Below are 26,713 nucleotides of genomic sequence, written 5' to 3'. Positions count from 1 at the left end.
TCCTCCTCTTTTTCATTATGTTTTTTGAATTTCCTCTTTAATTTACAAACATTTAAAGTGATTGTTCTCGCTTTTTATCTTTGGCTTGATCCTGCTGTTGGCCTTTGATATTGGTATCAATTTCTTTTACGCCCGCAAAGAGAAAATACTTTGTTGGCCTTGTTATTTAAGTTCTTTCTGCCAATTTGAAAGTTCAGGTAGTTGGTGATTATTTTGCTTGGTCAGATTAATAATATTATTAATTTTATTAACTAAGACATCTCTAGGTAATTCCTGATTTAAACCTTCATTAACAACCTGTTTTGGGCTAATAGACGGCGTTTCAGCACTAGAATAAACCTTAGTTCCTTCCCTTGTAAAAAGACTAATATCGGTAAAAATATCACCTTTAAAAAGGGTATCAAGATTATTAGGTAAATTAGAAACTACCATATCGTGAATAGCCTTATCCGTTGATCTTGCCGTTTGTGGTTCTTTTAAATACATTGCTTCATATCTCTCCAGCGTACCTAAATAAGATAAATTTTTCGATACGGCCATAACATAAAGGTTTACTTCATATCCTTTTTCTTTTAAGTCTGTAGCAGTCTTTATTGGCGTTTCAACGGTTCTCAAAGTACCCTCAATAGTTAAGTTATAACCTTGGTTACTAAAATGTTCAATTAAGGCTTCAGTCATTTTATTTGAAAAAGGAGTAACATGTTCTACATAATTCTTACCGTATTTCCCAACGAGTAAATCAAAGTTCGGGTGCGAAGGTTTAAACGTATCATTATCAATAGTAATAACATTTTCGTTTAATTTGTCTTTAATAATATCATGTAACGAACTTTTCCCTGCACCTGGTTGCCCACCTAAAATAAACACAACAGGATTTTTTTGTACCGTTTTTTTTCTGCTTAATCGTTGTATATGTTGTTGTAAACGCACTTGAAACTGATCTTCAGAAAAATAAGCTAAGTCTAATTTATTCATGCTAATTTTCCCTTTGTTATTTCTTTAATATAGCTATTCATATTGGTCCAATAGCCATCTAATACTTCTAATTCTTCAAATGACAATTTAAATAAATTTATATCTAGCATTTCAACAAACTGGTCTAATAAGACGTTATAAGGATTATTTTTATCCTGTTGATTCATACCATTATTCAAAACAAAGTTTAACAAACGATTATAGACACCATTAGCAAATTCATTTAATATTTCGATTTTGAAAGTTTTTTCGTAGTTTAAAGGCTTTTCCATTTTCAACACTCCCTTCTTTTAATGAAACCACCAGGTACTCAACTATTCATATGGTCTATATTTCTTCCGGAGTAATTCGAGTTCGTCTTTTTTCTCCAGTAGCATGCTTTTTAAGAACATTTTAGGTTGTTCTTTAGCAACTACTAATTTTCCATCTTTCACTAATTGTCCTAGCCGGGCCGTTGATATTTCTAATATTGAAGCTGCTTCAGCTCCAGACAATAATTCTCCATTTAAAAATTCAAGAAGTTCTTCAGTTGATGCAAATTTATATTCCACAATTTCACCTCACTTTAATTATAAACATAAGTCTTGCAGCGTGGATTAAAATTGTGATCCCATACAGAGTTAGTAATACATTGCCAAAGGCTGAGCGATCTTGAAAATCAACATACTTCAGTATTATAACTGTACTAGCAAACAGCAAGGCCATATTTACATAACCCAATTTTTCGAATACCTTTTTCATATATACAAATAAGTGGATGTGTTATAATTTTATTAAAGAAGGGGGGGTAACCTCCTTCCCGAATATTAGCGACGGTTCTTCTTCCTGGGAGAGCGTCGCTTTTTCTTTTTTCCTTGTGTCATTTCGTGAATGTCTTTAAAGCCTGATGTGAAGGCTTTAAATGCTGTAGCGACAAGCGCAAGGACTTTTTCAAATTCATCCACTTATATACACCTTTATATCCTTATTATACAATATCTATTTATAATCATAAATAGATATTGTATATTTTTTACTTTTTTCCATTTTTTATCTTTTCCTATAGAAGCGAAATCAGTCCCCAAAAGGGAGTATATCGGAATAATGTAACCTTGAGAAATAACCTCCTGACCTAATTTTTCATTTTGTTTTATTATTCATTGAGCGTGATTTGAAATATTTGTTGTTCTTTTATACCTACTGTCAAATAAACCCCATCATCACCATAAGCAATTTGAATAATCGGAACATCAAAATTTTCCTCAAAAATCAAAGAAAATGAAACAATATGTAGATGCTTAAATTCGTTAACATCTGTATTAAAACGCAATTTCTCTTCAACTAGCCCCTTCAGCGTATCAACACTTTCTTCTAACCAAAGTAAGTTATCTTGGATTAAAGGAAAAACTGAATTAAAATGAGCATCTGTACATGCTTCTTTAAAAGTAACAACAGAGCTATAAGCGATTTCACCTAGGTTATAAATAAATCTAAAAAGATTTTCACCAATTCGGTTAAAATCGTTAATTGCAATCATACTTCTAATCACCTTCTGTTAACATTTAAAAATTATTCAATCCCATCTTTTCACAAATTTACTCCTGACATTTTCTGAGTTCAGCAACCCCGTCGAATAATTTTCAATTCAACCAAATAGTCTGAAACCAAAACTATTTCACCATAGATAAGTAAATACAAAAAAACATGTAAAACCGCTTATTACAGCTTCTTTATATGTGCATTAGATAAAATTATCTCTGCTGTTATTTGTACTTAAAGTTTTAAATAACGGAAATTAAAATCAATACTATCGCCATCTAGCAAATTTGCTTTATACTCTATTTCTTTCTTAGAACAATCAAAAGTAACTTCTGTGTACAATTTTTGGATATCAATTATCTCATTTGTAAGCCCGAATTCAAAAAAATATGCGCACCTCACGGCACGCACGACAAATGGCCAGCTTTCTGATGTTTTTTCAGATAGCTGGCTTTATTATGCACATGTAGCTTGAATCGACTCGGACCAAGGCATGTATTCTTGTAATAATTCTGGTTGTTGATGAATTGCGAGATTGGGTAAATCCGTCAAAAGCTTGACGAGGTATTTATAGAAATCTACACCATTCGCTTTTGCTGTTTCCGCTAGACTTAAGCAGATTGCATTGGCTTTTGCGCCCGCCTCACTGACAGAAAAGAGCCAGTTCTTCCTTCCTATCACGGTTGGACGGATCGCATTTTCGGCTGGATTATTATCGATTTCGATTTGCCCATTATACAAAAATGCTTTTAGTTCATTTCTTCTGTTCAACGTATACTCTGTTGCTGTGGCTAATGCGTTTTTGCCAAAGAATTGAGACTTTTCGAGCCAGTTAAAAAACTTCCGAATGACCCGTCTTGCGTAGCGCCATCTCATTTTTCGACGTTGCTTCGGCGGCAGCCCTTTGAATTTTTGCTCTAAAGCGTAGAGCTGATTACAGTAGGCCAAACCAATACGTCCGTTCTTGCTATCGACTTTTAACCAATAACGTCGAACGTGCGCCCAACAGTTGGCGAATGTGATGTTGGGTAACTTATCATAGGCAGAGTAGCCATCACAAATAATGGTGCCCTCAAAATTGGCCAAATATTCCTCCAATACCGTTCGACTTCGCGTTAACGCATGTTCAAATAGAATGATTACTGGCCCCTCAGTTGGGACTGTTCGGAATACCCAGTTATACGCGTTTGATTGTGCTCGCTTTCCATCAGAACGATTCAATACTTGGGCAACAGTTTCATCAATATGAAGTAGCGTTTTGACTGAAAGGACATTTTTCATCTCTTCATAAATTGGTAATAGCCACTCTTCTGCAACACGAATCACCCAATTCGAAAGATTTTTATCATTGGTGATTAAACCCGTACGTGCCCATTCTTTTACTTGGCGATAAAGTGGTAGGTAGAGTGAGAATTTATCATAGATGACTTTCGCCAACACCGTTGGCCCTGCGATGCTACGAGGAATCACTGCCATCGGCGCTTTCCCACGTTGAATAAACTGATTTTGTTCACGATCTTTTTTACATTGCTTACACTCATAGGCATGCTCAATATGCTGCACACGCACCAACTTGGCCGGAATAAACGCTGCTTCTTCACGGGTAATTGTGGAGCCGATTTCATGTAGCTGACTTTGGCAACAGTCACATTGGAGATTTACTGGATGATGGTGAATTTCTTCCACTTCCACACCTTCTACGAATGAATCGTTACGCTTTTTCTTTTTATTTAAACGGGTCACTGTATACGTCACAGTTTCCGTGCTTTGTTCTTCTGTTTGCTCAGACCCATTAAAAGACGGATCATTATCGAATAACGAACATTGTCCATCTGGTGGTTGGTATTTTGACTTCTCCGAGCGCGAACCATAAATCATTTTGGTTAACTGGCGAACTTGTTCAGACAAGTATTTATTTTGGGCGAGTGACACGTCTAACTTTTTAGAAAGCTCTTCGTTTTGTTGCTTCATAACAGCGAGTTGCTCTTCTAATAAGTGAATTAATTTTTCTGTTGTTTCCATACTCATCTTGTTCACCACATTTCCGTTCAAATTATCTGCGGTTAATTATACCATTTAGAAAGTAGTGATTAAAAGACACCTTTTGCAGATTTCTGTATTGCCCTCGGTTGTTGAAGAGATAAACCTTCCAATAACCAACGCAATTCTTGTTGAGATAGATTTCGTACTTCCTTTTCATTTTTGGGCCATTGTAGCCTGCCATTGTCTAGACGTTTATAAAGTAGTGCAAAGCCGTCACCGTCAAAATAAAGACATTTATAGCGGTCCTTACTTATACCTGAAAATAAAAAAATCGAGTCACTATAAGGGTCCAGTTCAAACGAGTCCTGAACGAGGGTCGCTAGACCGTCAATCCCTTTACGCATGTCAGTTTTCCCGCAGACAATATAAATATTTTGCACGCGCGTAAAATCATGCTTCATTTTTGAACCAGCTCCTTCATCACAGCTTGAATGATGTGCTCATCTACGCCATTGAAGAAGGAGATTTCGCCCGCAGCAGTTTTAATCAGACAGCTTGGCCCAGCTGTCTGTTGGAAAGAATTAGTCGAGGTTGTTTCAGTTGGTATGGGATCCAGTTTAACTGGTACAATGGTTAATTTGTTAGTTGACATAAGGAAAGCACCTCCTTAGATAGATACATCTATCGTACCGGAGGTGCCAGGTTGTTTATATGCGTTATTTGATTACGGGCTTACTCTCATTTAATAAATAGTCATTGAAATCTTTATATACTTTAGTCCTTTTAATGGGATCATGTGAAAACAAATATACCTGTGCAGTGTCCCTTTTAAAGCATATAGGATCATTGCTAGGACTTTCAGAAAAAACAATATATTTATCTGTTTCTTGCTGTTTAAAATTTAATGATACAAACTCCCAAACAGAATTGGTCAATACTTCCCACTCATTAATTTTTTTAAGGTTGTACATGAAATCAGAACTTTCAATACCACCAAAATTTAAGAAATATTCTTTCGTTTGAAAAGGAATTATCCAATCTAGATATCGCTCTGTTTTTTGAAAAATTTGTTCATCTTCTAACGAAATCACTTCTACATCACGATCCTCAAGAAAGGATGACAGATTTTCAATCCAATTGTCTTCCCCTATCTGTCTAATTGGTAATATTGGTTCTCTATTTATTTTTTCTGACATAATGCTCCGCCTCCCCATTCGTTTCTTTCGCCTTAGTCGTCCGGATGATAAAATTTATGATACTTCGAATGATCTTTCTTCCTAATTCATAGATTTATTGCCGTTTTAAATTAAAGTATAAATATTGGGGTAATACGGAACTGGTCACAAATATAAGCATACTACAACTTTTCTGGACAATTATCCAAGAAAATCAGTTTTTAAATCTATACTTGTAGATCCGTTATATAGTATTAAAAAACGGCAATAAACCCTAATCCATGGATTTATTGCCGTTTTAAATCAAACTTCAAATCATTTAGAAATGTAAAGATTTGTTGCAAGTACAGGCACTCTACATTAATTAACAAACTGCTTAATATGAAAAATATTAGAACTCAAAGACAAGGTACGTATTCCCTCTTCCGAAATGAAAATATTATCCGAATCTGATATCAATAATTCGCCTGAGAGAAATTTAATATTATATTAAATTCAATCTAATTCAGCCCGAGAAAATAAATCTGTGATGGAAGAATCATCTTCACATATATTTTTAAATGAAATAGCAAACTTCTCTAATGCTTTTTTATCAGAAGAATACGCACAAAACATATCGGCTTCGGGATCAAAATTGACAATACCTTTTAATTCGGGCATTTTTTCTTCAAGAAAAACTATTGCTAAAGAACTCCAATCATAGCCGTTCCCCTCAAATCCTTCATCAGATCGCGTATCAAAAAGCTCGTGCTTATAGTCGCCCACATTTAAACATAAGGACGCAGAACCTCCATCATGGTTCACCCAAAAAAACGGAGCGATTTTCTGTTTATCATCTACAAAATTCATCTTAATCCACCACCAAAAATAATTTTTTTACACCTCGAAACGTTGCAGCATACTTTAATGACCATATTCACTCAATTCATAAAATAACTCTTCAGCGTTTTCTTTAATTCCATTTCTATATTTTGAAGGGATTTTATGACCGCACCTAGTAAACCATGTGTCAAAAGTATTTTTCCATTCTGAACCCTATCTTTCTTAATACTTAAGTTTGCATCTGCTTTATACTTTCTAGAAAGCATCAACAAAATATCTAAATGAACTAACATAACCTGATATGGCTTCTCAGCTTTCTTCAACCACTCATTGCTTTCTTCAATTTTCTCAATTGCCAAATTAAAATAATGAGCATTTTCTAGTTCTGCCGCTTCATTACCGTCTGGTGCTTCACTGAAAATTTTCATAATTTCCTCCAATTTTTATTATATCTTACTTTTAAGATTGTTCACATATTTTTATCTATTAAATCTATTAATTTACAAATATCTCATAAACCTATTCAAAAGGTATATCTAATATTAGATCCGCTAAATCTTTTCTGGCTCAAGAATATATTTTATTTCTATCGCAGATTATACGTAATAACCCCCTGATTGCGGAAAATACTTCATTAACATTTCCTGTAGCGAGTTATGTAGTAATTCTACTTCCCATGAATCATGCCAAAAAATAAATATCTTTCCCTCTTTATTCATTAAAATGGGATTCCCTGTGCCATCATCTGAAATCACATAAGCATCTTTCAATTCTTGTGGAATCATATCTTCTCCACCTTTTCTAAATCGATGAGTAAGCTCGACTACAGTGGCTTTTCCCAATGAACTTCCGTTTTTAAATGCATGTATAGCAAATCCTGCACAAGCACCTCCAAATAATTTAATAAATTGAATATACTCTTCGTTAAACTTTACATTCAAAACTTGTTCAGCATTCAAAATTTCTTCGTCAGTAGCTGGTTCTCCTTTAAACTCTTTAAACTCACTTTTGTTTAAAAAAGATTCAATTCTTCTAATAAGATTTGCATCCACAGTCAACACCCTGCCTTCCACACTTTCCATATTAAGTAAATCATGAATAAGATATTAAAAAAAGCAATAAATCTTAATTAGTGGATTTATCGCCTCATTTAAATTCAAATCAATCTTTATCTACTGCATCACATGAAAGCCTTGTAGAAGTAACAACATTGCATGCATATCACCACTCATATTCCACCTAACTGTTGAAGGTATCTCATTATGAAACGCCTTTAACGTATGAGGCGTTGCGAATCAGGTATTTTTTCATTTTGAATTACGAATTGCAATACCTCATCCTCATCAAGTTTATACCCAGGTCTATCCTTTGGAATTTCAGCCAGTGGTGTTTGAAGCAACGGATGCTCTATATTAGGTGTGACTAGTCCCTCTTTTTCTCTTAGTAATTGAATACAATAATAATCGTAAGGAATACAGTCGAACGATAAAATTTCACTTGATTTGTCTGGTGTGTCGCTTAAACTATAGATGTGAAAATCACAAAGTTCATAAAGATATTCTCCAAAATTATTTGTATCGTTCCAACTGCGCATCAATTTTTGGTAGATATGATCTTCTGGTAAAATATTAAACAATTCAGGCATTTCTCCAGTTTTCCATTTGTGATATAGGCATGTCATGAAAACATGATGAGTCTTATTCTCAGAATAAAAATCTCGATCTTTCGTGAACATATTAGTTGCATATTTGTATGTTAGCTCTGCAAAATCTTCATAACCCCATAATAAAGAAAGCCCAATCAGCCCTCCTATTTCTCTGTCCGATACATTTCTTTCACTTGGATTGCTTTTAATCATTTGATTCAACCAAAAAAGTTGTTGCTCTAATAAAATCCATGCTGATGGTTCTCCATTTAGTATTCTATTTTTTGCATTCATTTCAAGGTGAACACCTATTAATAAGCCTAAGCTATCAGCTAAAAGATTTCGTTCATTTTTTTCAATTAAGTCCTTCATTTCCTGCATTCGATCATCTAGTATTTCTTTTACTTCTTCATCCGAAACCACTCTTTTTTTGTACTCTTTCATTACTCGATCAAAATACTTCCAATATTTGTTCGGACGCATTCTTCCACTCCCTTTTGAGTCCACTCTTCAGTGAGAAAATTGCTTATTAAAATCTATTTTGACACTAAGTAACCCTCGATTACTTTGTAAAATCTCATAGTTACTAAATTCTTCTTAACTAAGCTAACCCTTTAAACTTTTTAACCACCTAATATAGTAGCTGAACTGTTCTTCGATTTTTACAAACCTCAAACTATTGTCAAACTCAAATATGTCAACCACATCTTTTAATTTAGCTTGTTCTCCCCATTTTACTTTATATGCTAAACGTCCGGTAACCATCGATAGCTGCATTGTAGATGGATAAACATTTAACGCAGCCCCATTACACATAACCTGTATATGCTTATCCTCTAGATGATGTCGCAGGCTTTGAAGTGCTAGGAAAAAGTTTTCATGTTTGAAACTTATTGTGTCACCTAATAATAATAATTCTATTAAAACCATTTCTTCATCATCTGGAGATTCCTCATATAGTTTCATCATACCTTCAACTATTTTCCCGTCATCCATAGCAAGTTTTATAGTTTTACTTTCATAATTCAAAATATCACCTTTCCAATAATGGTTTAGGTATAAATTCGCCTGTAAGTGCCAATTTCCTTTTTTACATTACAGTCTACTTAAGTGTTGCCTGAAGGTGCTTGCAAAATTCTAAGAATGAAGGTGCTACAACGATTGCATCATCTGGGTCGTAACTTTTTTCGTAATCCATATATTTAATTTCCCCAGTTTGGATATCAATCCAAAAATCATTATCCGCATGATTATCAGCAAAAGGGATATGAAATAAAACAAAGTTCTCGAAGTCCTCAGAATAATCTATCCTTCTATCTCTTGCTCTTTCAATAGACATTGTGTAATAAGAATCCTCTTTATCTTCTATTAATGGAATATGAAAAAAACTCCCAATTTCTATCGAGATATGATCCTTGTTTGTTATTTCATAAAAATTATCAGGGTAAATATATGCCCCTTTAGTAAACACCCCTCCATTTTTAACAAGGTAAAACTCTATAAAATCCTTTTTTCCTGGAAATTCATCAGATATAATCTCATTTATTTTGGAAACCGATATTTCCTTCCAAGAATTCTCAAATGAAATATCGTTATTCAAAAAGACATTAGTGTTACCTTTAGAATTGCTGTTCATTAAAGTTCCACACCCTTCTTTTTTTAGTTCATCCTGTACCATTTTTAAAATAATCAGTCACGCGTGTTGATTATCTAATTTCTTCCAATAAAAATTATACAAAAAGAGAGATTCTCATGTAAAATGTTAGTTACTACACAAACAATTACGAAATGAGGAATCTCTCTTGAACAAGAATAACACGATTTTTACACTCATTCAAACCTTTCTTTCAGAGGAAGAATGGCAATCAATCTTAAGCGAATTCGGTTATGTAGAAACAGCACGAAAATGTACAGTTCCCACGCTCATTTCGTATTTAATTGGTGCTGCCACGAACGAGTGGAAAAGTTTACGCCACGCAGCGGATGTGGGTCCAAGTAACGGTCTTGTTTCGGTGAATCATTCATCGCTTTCTAAACATTTAAAGGCACTTGATTATGGCATCATCAAACGAATTTTTGAAGTGATTGTCGGGAAGCTCAACCGTGCAGCTCGTCGTAAATTGAAATTGCCGAAAAGATTATTAGCCGTTGATTCAACTACCATTACAGTAGGCAAAACAAGATTACCTTGGGCTGTCTATCACGGCGAACGTTCAGGAATCAAATTACATGTTAGTTTTACTAATGAAACTGCGATGCCCTTAAAAGTCGTAGAAACAACCGGTTTAAAACATGATGGTCCCATTGGCGAATTCCTTGAAGATAAAAGGTTTATCCTCGTTTGTGACCGTGCCTACTTTTCTATTGATAAAGTCGATCGCTACCTGAAAGAATATCAACATTTTGTGTTACGTTTAAAAGACAATGTGCAATTAAATCGCAAAAAATCGCTCCAAGGTAGTCGTACCAACGATTCCAATGTGACAGCTGATTTTACTTGTACGCTTGGGACGCCACAAAAACAAACGAAAAAACGCCATCGTGTCGTTCAATTCATAGATCATGAAGATAAAGAAATACGTGTCGTGACAAGTTTAATGGATATCACCGCTGAAGAAATTGCCAACATGTATAAGTCACGTTGGGCGATTGAAAATTTTTTCCGTTGGATTAAACAAAACTTGAACGTACCTGTTCTATTCGGAACAACAAAAAATGCTGTATTCAATCAGCTATTCGTAGCCCTTATTGCCTATGTTTGTTTGAAATTTCTTCATACACAAGGGAATAAGAAAAATAATATCAAACCCTTATCATTCGTAGGTTTTACACGGATGTTTCTTTGTGCTGCCCTGCCAATAGAATGGCGAATCAGGGTGAAAGAAATCCTGGTGTTTCATTGGAACATAAATCATTCAACTACTGTATAATTTTGGTTAATCAACACGTGTGATAATCAGTGCCGCCGATATGTAAGTGTTTATAATACGAAATATATCGATATTATAAATTCGTGCAAAATTTTCCTATATAAGTTAATCCATTATAAAGTTTGTTTAGATCTGCTACATTTATTTCTGAATCCATATAATAAAACATAGCATTACTATTTTCTAATCCTCTTTTTTTACAAATGTCTTGTATTTCTAACAATGTCTCCTTTGATACCAATAATTCTTCCAATAATACACGAACATCTACAGTATTATCTTCCTTATAAACGCCAATACAGTCTTCATCGTACCATTTTTCGTTTATATCTAGACAAAATTGACACACTTTATAAAGAGGATCATCAATATCCATATCTAGATCGTCATAGTCTAATTCGAAGTACTTCTCAAAAGTTTCATCATCAACATTATTTACCCCTACCCAAACATGCACTTTAGACATATTCATTACTTTTACACTCTCTCTCATATATTTTCTATACTAGATACTCAGTTCCAATATTAAATTTGTATCCATTTGTAATATTAGCTACTAGAATGAAAGATTGTCACATATAACAATATTTCCCATCTTCATAAGTCATTCATATGGTACTTTTTGTGTTTAGGTAATTAATAGATATTCATATCTTTGATTACCTTGATTAATGAAAATGTTTTGTATACACTTTTTTCGTTATAGATGTGATTTTTACTTTTCTCATTATAGTTAATCAGAAATTATTCCTTTCTTTTTCAGAAACAAGAACCAATCATCATCTTCAGAATTCGGGATAACTTCACTATATCCATATCCAAAAACATAATTTTTTAAAAAGAAATCTAATTCTCCAAAATAATTCATTAAAGTACCATCTTCATCCATATCAAATCTATAAACATTCCCATCAAATCTGTTCATTATTAATGGTTCATATAGAATTTGGCCTATTGATAACCATGATTCTTTTTCATCTTGTATATCTGAGAGAACATATTGATTTCTTTCTAATTCACTGTAACTCCATAGATCAATATCACCACAACGCATTCCGTTTGTTAAATTTAATAAGTCGTAATATTTTCCTAACTTTAAAGAATTAACTTTACTATCTCCCTCGATACCTTCATTTAATTTTCCAAAAACAATATTTGAAGGATCTTCTTTTAAACCTTTTTTAAGCAATCAATAATTTTATTAATATCCTCGTTCATTAAAAATCAACCTCGCTTTTTATGACAGGTATTTAATATTTTTGTATGAGCTTCTACGTCTAAAACTATTATTACATTACACTATTTATTTTCTTTACTACTGTTTTTAGAACTGCAATTAACAGGACAATCACGCCATTAATCATCAGAATGTACCCTATTTGCAAACCAAAAAATATTGCAAATGGATCATTAATTATTGCTATCGCTAATAAACTTCCTGCTCCACCAAATACTATAGCTAAACATAATATTGTTAAGGCAGATAAATATATACTTTTCTTCTTAAAAAACACAAAAAATCCTATTATGTTTGCAATAATTATAAAAAGGAACATAAATATTTTGAAGAAATCCATTTTTCCATTCCACTCCTTTTTAAAAATTATTTGTACTTTTGTTAATCTCTATTTAAATATATAATAATTAGGCTCTTCACCAAAACGTGTGGTTGATTTCCGTTCCGACTGGGCGCTTTGTTGCTGTCGCTTTGCTTTCGCACAGATAAAACATTTGTTGCTGTCGCTTTGCTTTCGCACAGATAAAACATTTGTTGCTGTCGCTTTGCTTTCGCACAGTTAAAACAATTGTTGCTGTCGCTTTGCTTTCGCACAGATAAAACATTTGCCGCTGTCGCTTCGCTTTCGCACAGCTAAAACATTTGCCGCTGTCGCTTCGCTTTCGCACAGCTAAAACATTTGTTGCTGCCGCTTCGCTTTCGCGCAGAGTAGAGCTTCCTGAGGGCGCCCGATGAGCCGCTTCACTCGCGTTGCTCGCTTCAGGGTCTCATCTGTGACGCGAATCCCTGAGAAGTCGCCCAGTCTCCACTACAATCAACTAAAATACAGAGCATATATTTTAAAAAATGTCATCCACAACTTTTGGTGATGATCCAATAATTAGAATTACTATATTACAACAATTACTCCAACTCAGAAAATATTTTTGTATTCGATTGTTTACCACTTGCAAGATTATTATCTTGGCTAAAAATTTCTGATAAGTTATCAGACAAATCGTATACTATGTTATAGTCCCTATCAATTACTATTCTTTTTGTACTATCTTTAATATAGCCTCTAACACTTATTTTTATTATCTTTAAGTCTTTATATTCATAAAGTTCCTTAGCAATAGTATACTCTTCTTCATTGTCCTCTTCTTCACAGTCTATTTCATGTTCGTAAGTTATATATTTTTGTGGATGCCCTTCATCATTAAAAAATAAAATCGATATTTTATCGAGGCTTTTAATTTCAATTCCATCAGAATACCTAATCTCAATTAATGAATTTCCTTCTTTAAGAATAAACTTCTCAGAATAAATATACTCATCGTTTGAATAAAACTTTGTGTTAACAATGCCATTTTCTAACTTGCCATATTCAATAATTTGGTCCTTATTTTTAGGTTCTTTTTTCAATAACTTCCCTTTTTTATACCCTGATCTTTCAATTTCAAAAGGAGTAAAATTATAATAAAATCCTCCCTTTGACCATTCCCACTGTAATTCTTGCTTTTCATAATTAGCTTTCAATTGATTATACAGTTTTTTATATAAATTAAACTGCTCCTTTAAGAAGGTTAATTCTTCTAATTGAATATCTTCAATGTTATTTTTTGCAATTGAATTTAACCCCATTTTTTACACCTTTCTGACCTTAGATAATTCTTTCTATCTTCACATTACCTGAGTTAAAACAACACCTACGATAAATCATTCAGAAACCTGTTTTAAAATTCTAGAAACGCATCATTTTCATAGTAAAAAATAAATGCACTTAGCAACTGGTCTAATGATGGTTTGCCCAACTGAGCTTTTGCATTTTCTACTACATCTTCAATACTTGCAGCATCTAATGTTTCTATCCAACCATTTTTTCTAGCCTGTTCTGGCACATACGCATCAGAATCGGGTGAAAAATCAAAACTATCTAGTGAAAATACTCCTTCTGTATCCAAACTCCATTCAGCTTGATTGGGCGGGAGATAAAACCACGTATCAGGATTTTTTTCTGGAAACAGTAAAACATCCCTTATACTAATTAAATTCATATTTATATTCATCCAAAACATCCTTATTAAATTTTTTAAATACCACCTGTTGGTCAATGAAGATTTGCATGTTGTAGAGCTATATGCGAACGTCTAGCTACAAGTTCTATCCTTGTCTTATAAATCAGTATCAAAAACACCAATATAAATAAGTTTGTTGTAAAGTTTATTTAAATCTGATATTACTAACTCCGGATCCATATAATAGAACATTGAATTAATATTTTCAAAACCTTTTTCTATACAAGTATTTTGTATTTCAATGCTTACTTCTGATGAAACAGATAACTCCCCCAAAAACTCTTTTATATTTCTCAATTCCTCTGTTCTAAAAACACCTATTAAATCCTCGTCATACCACCTTTCACCAATATCTTTACAAAATTGACATACATTATATTTAGGATCATCGATATCTATATCCGGATCACTATAATCTAATTCAAAGTATTTTTCAAAAACATCTGTATCATCATGGTTAATACCAACCCATATATGAACTTTTGACATGTACATTTTGTTACAACCCACTTTCAGAAATTATTTATTTTCAAAACCATTTTGCTAATATATTTCCATTTAAACTGATTGTAGCGCAGGGCTACTCGACTCCCGTGGGAAAGCGAGACAGATGAGACCCTGCACGGAGCGGATGTTTTCTGTGCGAAAGCAAAGCGACAGCAACAAATGTTTTAAATGTGCGAAAGCAAAGCGACAGCAACAAATGTTTTAAATGTGCGAAAGCAAAGCGACAGCAACAAATGTTTTAAATGTGCGAAAGCAAAGCGACAGCAACAAATGTTTTATCTGTGCGAAAGCGTAGCGTCAGCAACAAAGCGAGTAGCCCTTAGCGGAAATCAGAGCCTTCTAATTAATAAGGATGGATAAAAATGGTTGATCAACACACCTAGACTTATATCTTTTTCTTTACATATGTTTCGAAATCTTAGTCAAATCTGTTGAAGCACTTTTTTCATAATTAATTTTTCTTAACTTACTTTGAGCATTTTTCAATATTTTCGCTCTTCCTCTTCGTCATCTAGTATGTAATTAAAAAAGTCTGAGAATTCCTCCCATACATCTGGTTTCGCAATAAAATCTTGTTCATCTAATTTAGTTATCTCTACTGAATCAATCCATATGATCGATGGTTTATTTTCAGTATCCATAACAATAATACTTTCAGCTTGTTCAGCAATAACAACAAATCTATTCGGTAAATCAACCGCTTCTCTAATTCTCAATGTTTCTTCTATAAGATTTGTTGGATCAGAAAATAAAAAAGAATGTATATTTTTCCCACCAACGTCTCCTCCACTATAGAAACTAGATATTTCACGAAAGTCATTAGGTAGCTTTATTTGAAGTTCATGTTCGATTTTAACTAAGTACTCTTTAGAAATTCCATCAATATCGTATAAAGCTCTATATTTATTTCGCAATATATTCATATCATGCATATTCGTTCTACCTCTTCTAGAAAATATTGTCAGGTTTTCCGATATTCTCGTGTACCGCCATCATATTGCGTGCTATTTATCGGATAAATAGCATGTGGTGTATTTCTTTCAAATTGTCTATGTAATATATCTTCACTATAAGATCTAATACTATGATAACGATTGCTGCTCTCAAATCTTGAACTAAGTAATGTAACATTACAAAGCTGCCATCAGATATTGCTTTGCCTTGTTCCTTAATATTCAATCCATTTCTATTGATTCTTATTGCATTCACACATTTACCATATTAAGTAATAGTTTCAAAAAAATAAAGAGCAATAAATCCTAACCGATGGATTTATTGCCCCATTTAAATCATTTCACCCAAAAATTTAATGAACTGACAAAATCTCTCCCTCCTCCCACACTATTAACGAGGCTAAAAGTGCATTAGATTATTTTTGCCAATATAAAAACCGCCTCTTGATTTGCAGAGACGGTTTCCTTCTATTCACTATAAATTTTCATCAATATATGTTTCTATATCTGAAGCAATTGTATCAATCGGTACATCTTCAGCATTCTTAGAATACCCACTATACATTTTTACTAAGACTCCATCTTTATCGACTAAGAAAAATTGGTTTCCGTGTATCACTTGGTCGCTATTCGGATCATCTTTTACCATTATCTTCGTTGATTTTACAGCAAACTGCTCAATATATTTTTGTGAGTAGCCAGTAAGAAGATTCCATTTAGATTCATCGGGAACATTATATTTGCTTAAATAATCAGCTAATACTTCAGGCTTATCAACGTCAGGGTCAATTGAAAACGCAACAATATTATAGTCTTCTACACCTTTTTTCTTAAGCTTTTCTTGAACTTGCGTCATATTAAAGGACATTGGTGGACAAATTGAGTTACAATTCGTGAAAATATACATCCCGATCCAAGGTTTGCCTTTTAAACTATCTAAAGAAACTTTTTCTCCGCGTTGATTGACATGTTCAAAGTCTGGTAATTCCAAGTTATAATCTGCTTTAAACTTTGTATTTCCACATGCACTGAGCACTGCTGTTAGTGCAAAAAGTAAAACAATCCCAATTACTTTATTTCTCATCTTAAACACTCTCCCTACCTACACTAACCTCATCCTATCTTAGGATGTCAACGTTGACAAGGAATCTAAGTGACATCTTTCGTACATCTTTGTGAAATTCATTTCACTTTAAGGAGACAAGTACATCATGTATAGCATCTAGTTTAACCTCTACTCGGTGCAGTAAATAAAACGACACTAAGATAGGAAAGCCGATATCCGATATCATATTTAGCCACTGTTCCATGTGAATCCCTCCTCCACATACTTTTGCGAAAAATGGTCTCTGCAGTACATTCTGCAAAGACCATTTCTTGATTATTCTACCTCTAATTCAAATTCTGTCACTTGTCGATCAACGATTCGCGCCCCGCTCATTGCAACCAGAGCACCAGCTTGTCCACCAAAAACATTTTTAGTGATGATTGTTTGCATTACCTTTTGAATCTCTTCCGCAGTTACTGTTGGCTTCGGTGCATCAATCATTATCGTTGCTGTTTTCCCTGCTGCTGTTTCAAATTGCAGCTCTAAAACTTGTGTCATAACTTTTCCCTCCCTTTAGGATAAATCTGTTGTTTCTTGTTTTACAATGCTGTCTAGTGTGAGTGAGGAAAGACTAGCAATACCAGAAGCTACTGCTAGTAAATCCTCTGCCTTATGCGAGCCGTTTAAATTCCGGTACGTTTTAGTTGTGAACATAGGCTCATTTTGATCATTGTGACCAGTGACATACTTTAAACGAAATGTTGCACCTAAGAAATTGACTTTTGCCATGAGGATCACCTCCTTTCTTACACAATATATACAGACTAATTGCTAAAAAAGGGACATTAAGGATGAATTTTTTTATGTAAGCTTTTATAATAGAGTAAGAGAAGGCAAAGAGGTGAACATATTTGTTAGAAGGTTGGTTTTTATGGTTTATCCTATTTTGGGTAGTTGTGCTCATTTCATTAATGGCGATAGGCGGATTTTTTATGTTCCGCAAATTTTTAAAAGCTTTACCGAAGCAGGACGGTAAATCTGATTTAGATTGGCAAGAGTATTATTTAGATAAAACCATTCATTTATGGGGACAACCTGAGAAAGAGCTTTTATATGAACTTGTAAGCCCCGTACCTGAGCTATTTAGACAAGTAGCAAAGGAAAAAATAGCAGGAAAAATTGGCGAGCTTGCTTTAGAAGAAAAAGCATCAGCCATTAACCATGATCTAATTATTCGTGGCTATATTCAAGCAACCCCTAAGCGCGACCATAAATTTTTACGCAAAAAATTAGATGAAATGCAAATTGACATTTCCCCATATGAACATCTATTTGATTAATGGTACGCTGCACAAAAAATGTGCAGCGTTTTTACTGCTCTTCGTTAAGTTTCATCTTACTTAAAGTTATTTTTTAAGTTCTTCCTGAAAGAATTGATAGTCTAAAATAATTTTAGGCTTATACCATAACGTGGAGTGAATTCCGTTCCGACTGGGCGCTTTTCTAGGGACATCGGATGAACCGCTTTACTTCGCTCCAGGGTATCCTCTTTGACGCTAATCCCCAAGGAGTCGCCCAGCCTCCATTCCAATGCATCCACTCACATTTTTAATGCTTTCTTTAAATTTTTAAACGAACCTTTTGTATAGAGGAGAATACCACCTCTAAAGACATAAGCCGCACCAATGACAGCAAAAATGGTTGTCATTAGTAATCCTAGAATTGATAAAATAATTGCTACATAGTTGACTTCCACAAATGCTAAGCGAACAAACATAACAATGGGTGTAAAAAACGGGATATAGCTAGTCACCTGTACCAATGTTGAATTTGGTGACATTATGCCATCCACACCGATTAATAATGCAGCAAGTAATAGAGCAACAATTGGAAAAATAGCTTGTGAAGCTTCCTCTGCCTTTGTCATTAAAGAGCCTATTAAACAAGCTAAAGAGCCATATAATACAAATCCTAATACATAAAATATAATACCTAAAAAAACTAGTGGTATATTTAATGAGTCCAATGAAATATCCTGAAATATTGTCAATTGCTCATAACTTCCTACCTGTAATGACACAGTAAACACCAATAACCAAATCCCAATTTGTGTAAACGATACCGCGAGGGTTGCAAAAATTTTAGCATAAAGATAATTCGTCGCAGAAATACTAGAAATCACTAATTCCATTACACGTGTGGATTTTTCTGAAGCAACTGCATTAGCTAGCTGTGAAGCATATAAACCAAGTGAAAAGTATAAAATGAACACAAAAGCATACACAAAAAACATATTTGTTGTATTATAGCTAGCTGTCTTGAGTTCCTTTATTAGCGAATCTGTGGAAATATCAATAGGTCCAATCATCGCTCTTGAGTCCTCAACCGATAAAGGAATTTTCTGCATATAGAGATAGCTTTGATAGATAGTTAGAAACATTTGGATTGATGTATTCGTTTCAATGTGTTTTTCTGTTTCTGTAATTATCGTTGCTTGAATATTCAGTTCTTCGTTTTCCTCAACATTTAAAATGTATTCGTATTCATCTTTTTTCTCTAACATCTTTTTCGCTTCTTCAAGGCTATCAACAAATTGTAACTCCATACCTTCTACTTTATTAATCGAATAAAAATCCTGTAAGGTCGTTGCTATTTCTTGATTGTTCGCAGTCACTAAAATAGACGTATGCTGTTCTCCCTTACCTATTAGCTGATAAATACGATCAATATTAAAAACCACTACAATCGCTAATGCAATCATGATCGTAACCGTTAAAAAACTCTTTGTTTTGAACATCGTTTTATAATTTGAGCAAAACATTATCAAGAATTCATTCATCGTGATGACCTACCTTTGCAAGAAAGATGTCATTTAAAGATGGTTCTTCTAGTGAAAATTTTGTAATAGCACTAAATTCTTTTAGTCTCGAAAAAATAGTTTGTGCTACAGTTGGAGATTTAATCATGAATGTCACACCGTGTTTAGTGTATTTAAAATCCTGAATCTCTTTCATCCCTTGAAGTGAAGAAAAATCTTCATTTCCTTCGATTACAAGCTTGTTTTGTCCAAAATTTTTCTTTATATCGTCAATATAGCCTGATAAAATGGGTTTCCCCTGCTTTAAAATACAAATTTTCTCACATAGCTCCTCTACATGATCCATACGATGTGAGCTAAATAAAATTGTTGTGCCTTTCTGTTTCATTTCATGAACAACGCTTTTTAATAGCTCTACATTGAGCGGATCTAATCCACTGAATGGCTCGTCTAAAATTAATAATGATGGTTCGTGGATGATCGCAATTGCTAGTTGTATTTTTTGCTGGTTTCCTTTTGACAGTTCACTGACCTTTTTATCTAAATATTCTGTAAATTTTAGTCGTTCTGCCCAATAATGCATGGCTGTGTCTACTTTTCTTTTGGGCATTCCTTTTAATCGTGCAAACAGTTGAATTTGTTCACGCACTGATATATGAGCAAACAACCCTCGTTCCTCAGGTAAGTATCCTATCGTTTTTTTAGGTAAACGCTGCATCATTTTATTGTGCCAAAGGATAGTACCCGAAGTAGGTGGGATAATGCCTAATACCATCCTAAAAGTAGTTGTTTTACCAGAGCCATTAGGACCTAAAAACCCTAACACCTCTCCACCTTTTACTGCTAGCTCCAAATTATTAACAGCTATTTTATCAGTATAAACCTTTGAAAGTGAGTGGATTGCTAACACATTTTTCGCCCCCTTTTCATCTTTAAACATGTTTACTAATGCTTCGGGACAACTTTTCATTACATAAATTGCCCCATAAGCATTGTTCTAGTAAATAAGAAAATCTTCTAAATTCCTTTATCTATGAATTCATGACCCATCGATCTTTCATAAACAAAATTCGACAGATGATAAAGATGATTAAAGTTAAAGCAAGATTGCTTATAAGTGTCATAGCTATATGATTATATTGAGTAATTCCTAAAAGTAACTCTTTAAATATCGCAAATAAATTCACAATCGGAATAACAAAATCAAAAAATGTTAATTCATTCACACCTAATCCCATAACATAAAATGCAGGAACTAGGATGAGCATTAAAATCGGTGCACTATAAGTTTGTGCCTCTTTTATAGTTTTTGCTAAAATACTTGTCAGCATTAAGATGGATGCACATACTAATGCATAAACAATTACTACCAAAATAGCTATAACGACGACAATATACGGTTCTTTTCCTAAAGAAATAGCGGCTTTTAAATCTGTTGTAAATAAGAAGATTTCCATGACAATCACGATTAAAGTGACAAGCCCTGTAAGTGTTGCTATAGTAGCAACTGCCAGCCATTTCGCTAACAATAATGTAGAACGTTTTATAGGCGTCATTAAAAGCGCCTCCATCGTCTTACGCTCCTTTTCTCCTGCAAACAAATCTGCCGCTGCCGGTCCTGCTCCTATGCCAACAGATACTGCCAAAATTAACGGAATTAAATAAGCTAGCATCGCCAGTGAAAAATCTCCATCAATTGTTTCCTCATAAACAATTGAAAACGGCTCAATTGTCGAAATGTCAACTTTATGTTGTTGTAAACGTTCGCTTATGATTGTTCTTTCATAATCCGATAGTGCATTTTCTATATTGGACATAACAATCGCAGAATTTTGACTAAGTGCATCTCCGATTATTGTAATTTTGATCGCATCATTACTTTTTTCAACATCCTTAAAGCTTCTACTAAATTCAAGCCCAATAATTGCAAGCCCATCTAAAACTGCACTTTTAGGATCATTAACTTCTATAAATTCGAGATTTTTATAGTTTGCAAAAATAGCTCTATCAGCTTCGTCAAATGATTGCGTAACAGCAACTGTATAAACTTCATCTTTCCCATGTGAACCTAGCTGCTCAAAAAGAAAGACAAACCCTGTCATAAGCACAATTGGTAAAACAACTGACAATAGAAGTGTTCGACGATCTCTAAAACAATCTTTCAATTCTTTAACATAAATATTAAACAGCATAATCATCTCCACCCCTTACCAACTTACTCATGAAGATATAATTCAAATCTCGACTGCCTTCTTGCTCATACAGTTGTTCAAGTGTTCCATGATAAACTAACTCTCCTTGATGAATCATTGCAACAGCATCACAAAGCATTGATACTTCCTCCACATTATGACTAGAGAATATAATTGTTTTTCCTTCCCTTTTCAACTGATGTATAAGCTGTCTGAATACATTTGAGGAAGTTATATCGAGACCCGTCGTTGGTTCATCAAATATTATTATTTGTGGATTATGTATTACAGTACGCGCGATAGCAACTTTTTGACGCATTCCCTTTGAAAAATCTCCTACTTTACGACTCAAATAGTCTCTCATACCAAACATTTTTGAAAGTTCATCAATTCGTACCTTTGTTTCATGCTTTCCAAGTCCATATAGCATTGCAAAATATTCGAGATTTTCCCGTGCTGTAAACCGATCATATAGCCCTGTCTCACTCCCGAAGAGTACCCCAATCTTTTTTTGAATTTCTGCTGACTCCTTTACCGTATTAAAACCCCCAACTTGGACCTGACCAGCTGTAGGCTCTAGTAGCGTTGCAATCGTACGCAGCAAAGTCGTCTTTCCAGCGCCATTCTCACCGAGTAACCCTAATACCTCTCCTTGTTTCACCTCAAACGAAACATGCTTCAAAGCCGTGACATATTTCTTCTTGTCTTTGAATTGCTTCGTTACTTCTTGAATTTGAATCATTGTCTCACCTCATTCAACTTTCTTAGATTTATCTTACATAGCAAAATTAGGAATGTATTCCATTATGTCGCGAATATGTCTTTTCATGTCGCAAATTGTTCAATTTATGGAAAAATAGTAAGAGTAATCTGTTATGATAGTAAGATAGGTATAGGAATATATTTTGGGTTGAAGGTGTTAATTATGAAGATTGGTATAGTAGATGATCGCCAAATTGATTTAGATAAAATTCATGGCATTATTTGTTCGGTAGATGGTGTTGATATTGTCTTTTCTACAACATCAGCGGAAGAAGCTTATGAACAAATTAAGAAACAGTCCATTGAGCTACTAATTGCAGATATAGAAATGCCTCATTTATCTGGCTATGAGCTAGCTGACATCATTCATTCGCACGCTTTAAATATTACAGTGATTTTTGTCACGGCTAATAGCGGCTACGCAGTTCATGCATTTGAATTACAGGTTCATGATTATATTATGAAGCCCTATTCAAAAGAACGTTTAATACAATCCATTGAACGATTAATGGAAAAAAATAAAAAATCTGAAATAACTGGACGTTTATATTTAAAGAAAAAAAACAATATTCATATTGTCCAAAAAAAGGATATTATTTTTATTGAGCGCTCTGGTCGTTCCACAACGATACATACAAAAACGGGTCCTATTATAACATATCAGACGCTTAATGAACTTGAGGGGGAACTCCGAGATCGGGATTTTCTTAGATCTCATCGCTCATTTATTATCAATATACATTTTGTTACAAACTTCTCCCTATATGCTAAAAATTCATACATTGTATCATTTGAAGGAATCGAAGAAAAAGCGATGATTACAAAAGAGAACGTTGATTTTTTACAGAAACATTATTTTTGAGGTGGTTTAATTTGACTCAAATTAATACGATTATATATTTCACGATATTTTTAACCATTCATGTACAAGCACAAATCACATTTTCACAGCTCCCTGTTCCGATTTATCTGACAACTATAGTCGTTCTGATAGTCGTAATCTTTCTCAAAAAACGCTTTACATCACCACAGTTGTTCTTTTGTATCATTCAAGGAATTGTTTGTAGTATATATTTCTTTGTAGACCCTTCTGCTATTTATCTAGTTGTAATAGTACTTTTCATTTTATTAGAATGGTACCGTAATAAAGCGGTGATAGAGTATATATCTCTTCAGGCAACGTTGCGACAGATTGAGACGCAGCAAAATCAATTCAACGAGACCTTTCGAGTCGTTCGTCAGGAGCGTCATGATTTTTTAAAACATGTCGCTGCACTACACTTTTTAATGGAAAAAAACGACTGCACTTCAGCCAAGGAATATTTACATCAGCTTGTAGAAGGTTACGAGGAAACAAATCTTTCTATTAAAGGTGAAAGGGGCGTTATAGCAGGAATTTTATACGAAAAATATAAACAAGCGAAAGCATCAAATATAACGATCCTATATGATTTAGATATCCCCTGCTCACAACTACCTATAGCAGATACACATCTCGTTGCATTACTTGGCAACATACTAGACAATAGTATTGAAGCCTGTCAAGAATGGCAAGTACAAAATAAAACACAGGGAAATATTAGTTTACAGCTATGTAAACGAAGTGGTTTATACATCATGACTTGTAAGAACAGCACTATCCCACTGCCTGCAAACGTTGTAGATTCTTTATTTGACCGCTCTGGATTAACAACCAAGCAGAAGCATGAGGGTCTAGGTACAACGATTATTAAAGATATAGTCCAAAAATATAATGGTTTCCTTGACTTCACCTATAAAGACGAGGAATTTTCATTAAAACTTAAATTTCCCGCAATGCATTAAAACTGTTCTATCCGCCAGCCAACTGTATATATATGATTTTCATTGAAAACTAAGTTCGATTATTTAACATAAAGATTGATTCAAAAATATACGACTTACTATATAAATAGCTTCTATTTTGATCAAACTTTGTTCAAATTAGGAGCTATTTTTTCTACAATCGCAATTACATTTTAATCAAACTTTATTCAAATTTAACATCGCCTGAATACAAAAAAACTACACTAGATGATTCTTCTAGTGTAGTTTTTCTATTATTAATTCTTCAATGAAATTGTTTTTTTGATTCTTTTAAATTGGATAAGCATTGCAACTCGCCAAGGGACTAACATGGCGAACGCCAAAATCCAAAACATTCCTGCTAATTCGCCAACATCAATGGAGCTACTTAATACCACTTTTGCAATAATACGGATTACTAATAATCCTACTAGTATAAAAACGAATGCCTTTGAACGTTTTAAATAAATATCTTGACCTTTTACTTCAAATTTAGAAGTGGCAATTAAGATTGTTGAGAACACTATACCGACTGCTGTCGCCTCTAGAATCTCCATTGGCGACACTCGAAATTGTTCAAATAAAAACATTACTGCACCTGAAGACATCGCAATAGGTGGAATGATAATTTTCTTCTCATTTGTTGGTTTCTTGGATGCTCGCACACGTAAAACCATGACAAAGCTACCCATAAAAATAGCCATTATAGTTGAACCTATAACATAATATTGAGAAGGGATATTGCTAAACATAAAATTTCCTCCTCTAATGTCAAATTAACAATTTTATCCAATCAATTGATCAACTACAGCTTTTAATCTTTCTGGCTCGAAAGGCTTTGTGATAAAATCCTTCGCACCACTTTCAATCGCTTCCACGATTAACTTCTGTTGTCCTAAAGCCGTAATCATAATTATTTTTGCATTTGGAAATTCAGGGATGATTTCTTTTACTGCTGCGATACCTGTCATAACGGGCATTGTTACATCCATCGTTACAAGATCTGGTTGTAACTCACGATACATCGCTACAGCTTCTTTACCATTGGCTGCCTTGCCGACTACCTCATAACCCCATTCAGTTAACATATTACTTATTGCAACACGCATAAATAGCGTATCATCCACTACTAAAACTGTAGGCACATGTTCATCTCCCTCCACGTTAAAGTACGGTATGTCTCTTTAGTTTAGCAGATTAGAAGCCTGTAAATTCACCAAAAATAGGCTGTAAAATGCGTGTTATATACGTTAATCCATCAAAGAATAATAATACCCCAACGGCAATCATAATATAACCGCCGATCTTCACAATTTTTTGGCTGTGTGTACGAATCCAAGTCATACGTGAAATAAAGAAAGATAACACGAAGAAAGGAATCGCAAAACCTAAATAATAAGCTAACATATAGCTAAAGCCTGAGCTTGGATTTGCACTAGCTAATGAAATAATCGACGCTAAAATTGGACCTGTACATGGTGTCCAGCCAGCCGCAAAGGCTATTCCGATTAAAGCAGATCCAAAATAACCAGATGGTCGGTTTTTAAATTGGAATTTTCGATCCTTCATTAAAAAATCAACTTGTAGTAATCCCACAATCATTAAACCAAATACAACGATTAAAATGGCACCAACCTGGCGTAATAATGTTTGATAATTAAGGAAGAACTCTGCTGCTAATGATGCCCCTAGTCCAATCATTATAAAAATAATTGAAAATCCTAATAAAAAGAATAATGTGTGCATAATAGCACGCTTTTGCATCATGCCTCGTTCCGATTTTAGCTCATCTAATGTCATACCCGTTATGTATGATAAAAATGCTGGATACAGTGGAAGGGTACACGGTGAAATAAAGCTTAAAAACCCTGCACCGAAAGCTAAAAATACGTTAATATCAGTTTCCATATTTTTCATTCGCTCCTTACAGTTACTGTTTCCATCGTACCAAAAATCACTGTAAATTGCGCCCTTCCTGTTTGTGAACGTTTCTTGACAAAAGGGTGTTGAAAAAGTGAAGTTCCAGCATATTATCATACACAATTTAATTTTCAAACGTCATTACACCGAGGTTTATTTGATAATGTACTTCTGCATTATGCGCCCCGTTGTATTATCTGTCAACAAAATTCACCATAATTCTACATACAGTGTTACTTGGCTGCTCTTAGCGCTAAAGCAGTAAGGTTCTTTGAAGCTTTTAGTTAAATATCGAACACTGACTTTCAACCATTAATCGACCACCTACCTTCTTTGCTTTCCTTGAA

General features: G+C 34.0%; 40 protein-coding genes. 5 read left to right on the top strand and 35 right to left on the bottom strand.

The genetic code is table 11. The features are described from left to right. Window positions 1-162 precede the first annotated feature (162 nt). The 15 genes from QUF91_RS10125 to QUF91_RS10055 all read right to left on the bottom strand — a co-directional run bounded on the left by QUF91_RS10125 (window position 163) and on the right by QUF91_RS10055 (window position 9,796). Window positions 163-975, bottom strand: coding sequence for a zeta toxin family protein (locus QUF91_RS10125; RefSeq protein WP_289417684.1), 813 nt, complete (start codon window positions 973-975; stop codon window positions 163-165). Next, window positions 972-1,247, bottom strand: coding sequence for a hypothetical protein (locus QUF91_RS10120; RefSeq protein ID WP_289417683.1), 276 nt, complete (start codon window positions 1,245-1,247; stop codon window positions 972-974). The genes QUF91_RS10125 and QUF91_RS10120 overlap by 4 nt, the downstream gene beginning before the upstream one ends. Window positions 1,248-1,289: 42 nt before the next feature. Continuing rightward, entirely contained in the window at window positions 1,290-1,526 is a 237-nt protein-coding gene (locus tag QUF91_RS10115) for a DNA-binding protein (RefSeq protein ID WP_289417682.1), read from the bottom strand. Between the two features lie 255 nt (window positions 1,527-1,781). Continuing rightward, window positions 1,782-1,919, bottom strand: coding sequence for a hypothetical protein (locus QUF91_RS10110; RefSeq protein WP_289417681.1), 138 nt, complete (start codon window positions 1,917-1,919; stop codon window positions 1,782-1,784). A gap of 188 nt (window positions 1,920-2,107) precedes the next feature. Further along, a complete protein-coding gene (locus QUF91_RS10105) occupies window positions 2,108-2,491 on the bottom strand; it encodes a hypothetical protein (RefSeq protein ID WP_285400377.1) in 384 nt (127 codons plus the stop codon). A 458-nt stretch (window positions 2,492-2,949) separates the two neighbouring features. Continuing rightward, a complete protein-coding gene (tnpC, locus tag QUF91_RS10100) occupies window positions 2,950-4,521 on the bottom strand; it encodes an IS66 family transposase (protein ID WP_289416858.1) in 1,572 nt (523 codons plus the stop codon). A 62-nt stretch (window positions 4,522-4,583) separates the two neighbouring features. Next, window positions 4,584-4,937: an IS66 family insertion sequence element accessory protein TnpB gene (gene tnpB / locus QUF91_RS10095; RefSeq protein ID WP_289416857.1), complete on the bottom strand. Its 354-nt coding sequence runs from the start codon at window positions 4,935-4,937 to the stop codon at window positions 4,584-4,586. After that, entirely contained in the window at window positions 4,934-5,128 is a 195-nt protein-coding gene (locus tag QUF91_RS10090; protein ID WP_285395386.1) for a hypothetical protein, read from the bottom strand. The genes tnpB and QUF91_RS10090 overlap by 4 nt, the downstream gene beginning before the upstream one ends. A 64-nt stretch (window positions 5,129-5,192) precedes the next feature. Further along, a complete protein-coding gene (locus QUF91_RS10085) occupies window positions 5,193-5,672 on the bottom strand; it encodes an SMI1/KNR4 family protein (protein WP_289417680.1) in 480 nt (159 codons plus the stop codon). Window positions 5,673-6,146: 474 nt separating this feature from the next. Continuing rightward, on the bottom strand, window positions 6,147-6,500 hold the full coding sequence (locus QUF91_RS10080) for an immunity 51 family protein (RefSeq protein ID WP_285400379.1): 354 nt from the start codon (window positions 6,498-6,500) through the stop codon (window positions 6,147-6,149). A 71-nt stretch (window positions 6,501-6,571) separates the two neighbouring features. Further along, complete coding sequence (locus QUF91_RS10075; RefSeq protein WP_285400380.1) at window positions 6,572-6,901, bottom strand: hypothetical protein; 330 nt, start codon at window positions 6,899-6,901, stop codon at window positions 6,572-6,574. Window positions 6,902-7,069: 168 nt separating this feature from the next. Then, entirely contained in the window at window positions 7,070-7,525 is a 456-nt protein-coding gene (locus tag QUF91_RS10070) for an SMI1/KNR4 family protein (RefSeq protein ID WP_285400381.1), read from the bottom strand. Window positions 7,526-7,746: 221 nt separating this feature from the next. Then, window positions 7,747-8,601, bottom strand: a complete 855-nt coding sequence (locus QUF91_RS10065) for a hypothetical protein (RefSeq protein ID WP_289417679.1) — start codon at window positions 8,599-8,601, stop codon at window positions 7,747-7,749. Window positions 8,602-8,724: 123 nt separating this feature from the next. Further along, window positions 8,725-9,147, bottom strand: a complete 423-nt coding sequence (locus tag QUF91_RS10060; protein ID WP_285400383.1) for a hypothetical protein — start codon at window positions 9,145-9,147, stop codon at window positions 8,725-8,727. A gap of 73 nt (window positions 9,148-9,220) precedes the next feature. Continuing rightward, the gene (locus QUF91_RS10055) at window positions 9,221-9,796 is read right to left on the bottom strand and encodes an SMI1/KNR4 family protein (RefSeq protein WP_285400384.1); all 576 of its coding nucleotides are present in this window, start codon (window positions 9,794-9,796) and stop codon (window positions 9,221-9,223) included. Window positions 9,797-9,920: 124 nt separating this feature from the next. Between QUF91_RS10055 and QUF91_RS10050 the strand changes: the two genes are divergently transcribed. Continuing rightward, window positions 9,921-11,048 carry an IS4 family transposase gene (locus QUF91_RS10050; RefSeq protein WP_289417678.1) on the top strand — a complete coding sequence of 376 codons (1,128 nt, stop codon included), beginning with the start codon at window positions 9,921-9,923 and terminating at the stop codon, window positions 11,046-11,048. Window positions 11,049-11,121: 73 nt separating this feature from the next. Here the strand turns inward: QUF91_RS10050 and QUF91_RS10045 are convergent, their stop codons facing one another. The 7 genes from QUF91_RS10045 to QUF91_RS10015 all read right to left on the bottom strand — a co-directional run bounded on the left by QUF91_RS10045 (window position 11,122) and on the right by QUF91_RS10015 (window position 14,837). Beyond that, the gene (locus tag QUF91_RS10045; protein ID WP_285400385.1) at window positions 11,122-11,520 is read right to left on the bottom strand and encodes an immunity 22 family protein; all 399 of its coding nucleotides are present in this window, start codon (window positions 11,518-11,520) and stop codon (window positions 11,122-11,124) included. A gap of 261 nt (window positions 11,521-11,781) precedes the next feature. Continuing rightward, the gene (locus tag QUF91_RS10040; RefSeq protein ID WP_289417677.1) at window positions 11,782-12,237 is read right to left on the bottom strand and encodes a hypothetical protein; all 456 of its coding nucleotides are present in this window, start codon (window positions 12,235-12,237) and stop codon (window positions 11,782-11,784) included. 100 nt (window positions 12,238-12,337) lie between these two features. Further along, window positions 12,338-12,625 carry a 3-isopropylmalate dehydrogenase gene (locus tag QUF91_RS10035; protein WP_289417676.1) on the bottom strand — a complete coding sequence of 96 codons (288 nt, stop codon included), beginning with the start codon at window positions 12,623-12,625 and terminating at the stop codon, window positions 12,338-12,340. 76 nt (window positions 12,626-12,701) lie between these two features. Further along, entirely contained in the window at window positions 12,702-12,953 is a 252-nt protein-coding gene (locus QUF91_RS10030; RefSeq protein WP_289417675.1) for a hypothetical protein, read from the bottom strand. A gap of 235 nt (window positions 12,954-13,188) precedes the next feature. Continuing rightward, on the bottom strand, window positions 13,189-13,908 hold the full coding sequence (locus QUF91_RS10025) for a hypothetical protein (protein ID WP_289417674.1): 720 nt from the start codon (window positions 13,906-13,908) through the stop codon (window positions 13,189-13,191). A gap of 92 nt (window positions 13,909-14,000) precedes the next feature. Next, on the bottom strand, window positions 14,001-14,333 hold the full coding sequence (locus QUF91_RS10020; protein ID WP_285397674.1) for a DUF7716 domain-containing protein: 333 nt from the start codon (window positions 14,331-14,333) through the stop codon (window positions 14,001-14,003). Between the two features lie 105 nt (window positions 14,334-14,438). Continuing rightward, entirely contained in the window at window positions 14,439-14,837 is a 399-nt protein-coding gene (locus QUF91_RS10015) for an immunity 22 family protein (RefSeq protein WP_289417673.1), read from the bottom strand. A 180-nt stretch (window positions 14,838-15,017) separates the two neighbouring features. On the opposite strand from QUF91_RS10015, the gene QUF91_RS10010 reads away from it, so the two are divergent. Beyond that, window positions 15,018-15,209 carry a hypothetical protein gene (locus tag QUF91_RS10010; RefSeq protein WP_289417672.1) on the top strand — a complete coding sequence of 64 codons (192 nt, stop codon included), beginning with the start codon at window positions 15,018-15,020 and terminating at the stop codon, window positions 15,207-15,209. A gap of 122 nt (window positions 15,210-15,331) precedes the next feature. On the opposite strand, the gene QUF91_RS10005 is transcribed toward QUF91_RS10010, so the two are convergent. The 5 genes from QUF91_RS10005 to QUF91_RS09985 all read right to left on the bottom strand — a co-directional run bounded on the left by QUF91_RS10005 (window position 15,332) and on the right by QUF91_RS09985 (window position 17,639). Further along, window positions 15,332-15,781, bottom strand: a complete 450-nt coding sequence (locus QUF91_RS10005; RefSeq protein WP_289417671.1) for an SMI1/KNR4 family protein — start codon at window positions 15,779-15,781, stop codon at window positions 15,332-15,334. Window positions 15,782-16,277: 496 nt separating this feature from the next. After that, a complete protein-coding gene (locus QUF91_RS10000) occupies window positions 16,278-16,886 on the bottom strand; it encodes an SCO family protein (protein ID WP_285397671.1) in 609 nt (202 codons plus the stop codon). Between the two features lie 103 nt (window positions 16,887-16,989). Next, window positions 16,990-17,112, bottom strand: a complete 123-nt coding sequence (locus QUF91_RS09995; RefSeq protein WP_289417670.1) for a YvrJ family protein — start codon at window positions 17,110-17,112, stop codon at window positions 16,990-16,992. 71 nt (window positions 17,113-17,183) lie between these two features. Beyond that, window positions 17,184-17,408, bottom strand: coding sequence for a DUF2922 domain-containing protein (locus QUF91_RS09990; protein WP_289417669.1), 225 nt, complete (start codon window positions 17,406-17,408; stop codon window positions 17,184-17,186). 15 nt (window positions 17,409-17,423) lie between these two features. Further along, entirely contained in the window at window positions 17,424-17,639 is a 216-nt protein-coding gene (locus tag QUF91_RS09985; RefSeq protein WP_285397669.1) for a DUF1659 domain-containing protein, read from the bottom strand. Window positions 17,640-17,761: 122 nt separating this feature from the next. Between QUF91_RS09985 and QUF91_RS09980 the strand changes: the two genes are divergently transcribed. Beyond that, a complete protein-coding gene (locus tag QUF91_RS09980) occupies window positions 17,762-18,190 on the top strand; it encodes a DUF2621 domain-containing protein (RefSeq protein WP_285397603.1) in 429 nt (142 codons plus the stop codon). Between the two features lie 101 nt (window positions 18,191-18,291). Here the strand turns inward: QUF91_RS09980 and QUF91_RS09975 are convergent, their stop codons facing one another. From QUF91_RS09975 to QUF91_RS09955, 5 genes are all read right to left on the bottom strand, one after another. Next, entirely contained in the window at window positions 18,292-18,417 is a 126-nt protein-coding gene (locus QUF91_RS09975; RefSeq protein ID WP_289417668.1) for a hypothetical protein, read from the bottom strand. A gap of 33 nt (window positions 18,418-18,450) precedes the next feature. Then, window positions 18,451-19,689 carry an ABC transporter permease gene (locus QUF91_RS09970; RefSeq protein WP_289417667.1) on the bottom strand — a complete coding sequence of 413 codons (1,239 nt, stop codon included), beginning with the start codon at window positions 19,687-19,689 and terminating at the stop codon, window positions 18,451-18,453. Next, window positions 19,682-20,608 (bottom strand): ABC transporter ATP-binding protein, encoded by a 927-nt coding sequence (locus QUF91_RS09965; protein WP_289420040.1) that lies wholly within the window; start codon window positions 20,606-20,608, stop codon window positions 19,682-19,684. Before QUF91_RS09965 ends, QUF91_RS09970 begins: the two co-directional genes overlap by 8 nt. A gap of 91 nt (window positions 20,609-20,699) precedes the next feature. Continuing rightward, complete coding sequence (locus tag QUF91_RS09960) at window positions 20,700-21,860, bottom strand: ABC transporter permease (protein WP_289417666.1); 1,161 nt, start codon at window positions 21,858-21,860, stop codon at window positions 20,700-20,702. Beyond that, window positions 21,850-22,602, bottom strand: coding sequence for an ABC transporter ATP-binding protein (locus QUF91_RS09955; RefSeq protein WP_289417665.1), 753 nt, complete (start codon window positions 22,600-22,602; stop codon window positions 21,850-21,852). Before QUF91_RS09955 ends, QUF91_RS09960 begins: the two co-directional genes overlap by 11 nt. A gap of 180 nt (window positions 22,603-22,782) precedes the next feature. On the opposite strand from QUF91_RS09955, the gene QUF91_RS09950 reads away from it, so the two are divergent. Together QUF91_RS09950 and QUF91_RS09945 are read left to right on the top strand one after the other, a co-directional pair. Further along, a complete protein-coding gene (locus QUF91_RS09950) occupies window positions 22,783-23,484 on the top strand; it encodes a LytR/AlgR family response regulator transcription factor (RefSeq protein ID WP_289420038.1) in 702 nt (233 codons plus the stop codon). Between the two features lie 11 nt (window positions 23,485-23,495). After that, on the top strand, window positions 23,496-24,446 hold the full coding sequence (locus tag QUF91_RS09945; protein ID WP_289417664.1) for a sensor histidine kinase: 951 nt from the start codon (window positions 23,496-23,498) through the stop codon (window positions 24,444-24,446). Window positions 24,447-24,703: 257 nt separating this feature from the next. On the opposite strand, the gene QUF91_RS09940 is transcribed toward QUF91_RS09945, so the two are convergent. The 3 genes from QUF91_RS09940 to QUF91_RS09930 are packed head-to-tail and all read right to left on the bottom strand — an operon-like array spanning window position 24,704 to window position 26,354. Continuing rightward, complete coding sequence (locus QUF91_RS09940; RefSeq protein ID WP_289417663.1) at window positions 24,704-25,198, bottom strand: CcdC family protein; 495 nt, start codon at window positions 25,196-25,198, stop codon at window positions 24,704-24,706. A 33-nt stretch (window positions 25,199-25,231) separates the two neighbouring features. Then, window positions 25,232-25,609: a response regulator gene (locus QUF91_RS09935; RefSeq protein ID WP_285397601.1), complete on the bottom strand. Its 378-nt coding sequence runs from the start codon at window positions 25,607-25,609 to the stop codon at window positions 25,232-25,234. 34 nt (window positions 25,610-25,643) lie between these two features. Continuing rightward, window positions 25,644-26,354 carry a cytochrome c biogenesis CcdA family protein gene (locus QUF91_RS09930; RefSeq protein WP_289417662.1) on the bottom strand — a complete coding sequence of 237 codons (711 nt, stop codon included), beginning with the start codon at window positions 26,352-26,354 and terminating at the stop codon, window positions 25,644-25,646. Window positions 26,355-26,713 lie beyond the last annotated feature (359 nt).

It is taken from the genome of Lysinibacillus sp. G4S2 (genome assembly GCF_030348505.1).
Taxonomy (GTDB): Bacteria; Bacillota; Bacilli; order Bacillales_A; family Planococcaceae; genus Lysinibacillus.
This window is presented reverse-complemented; position numbering and strand designations above follow the sequence as displayed.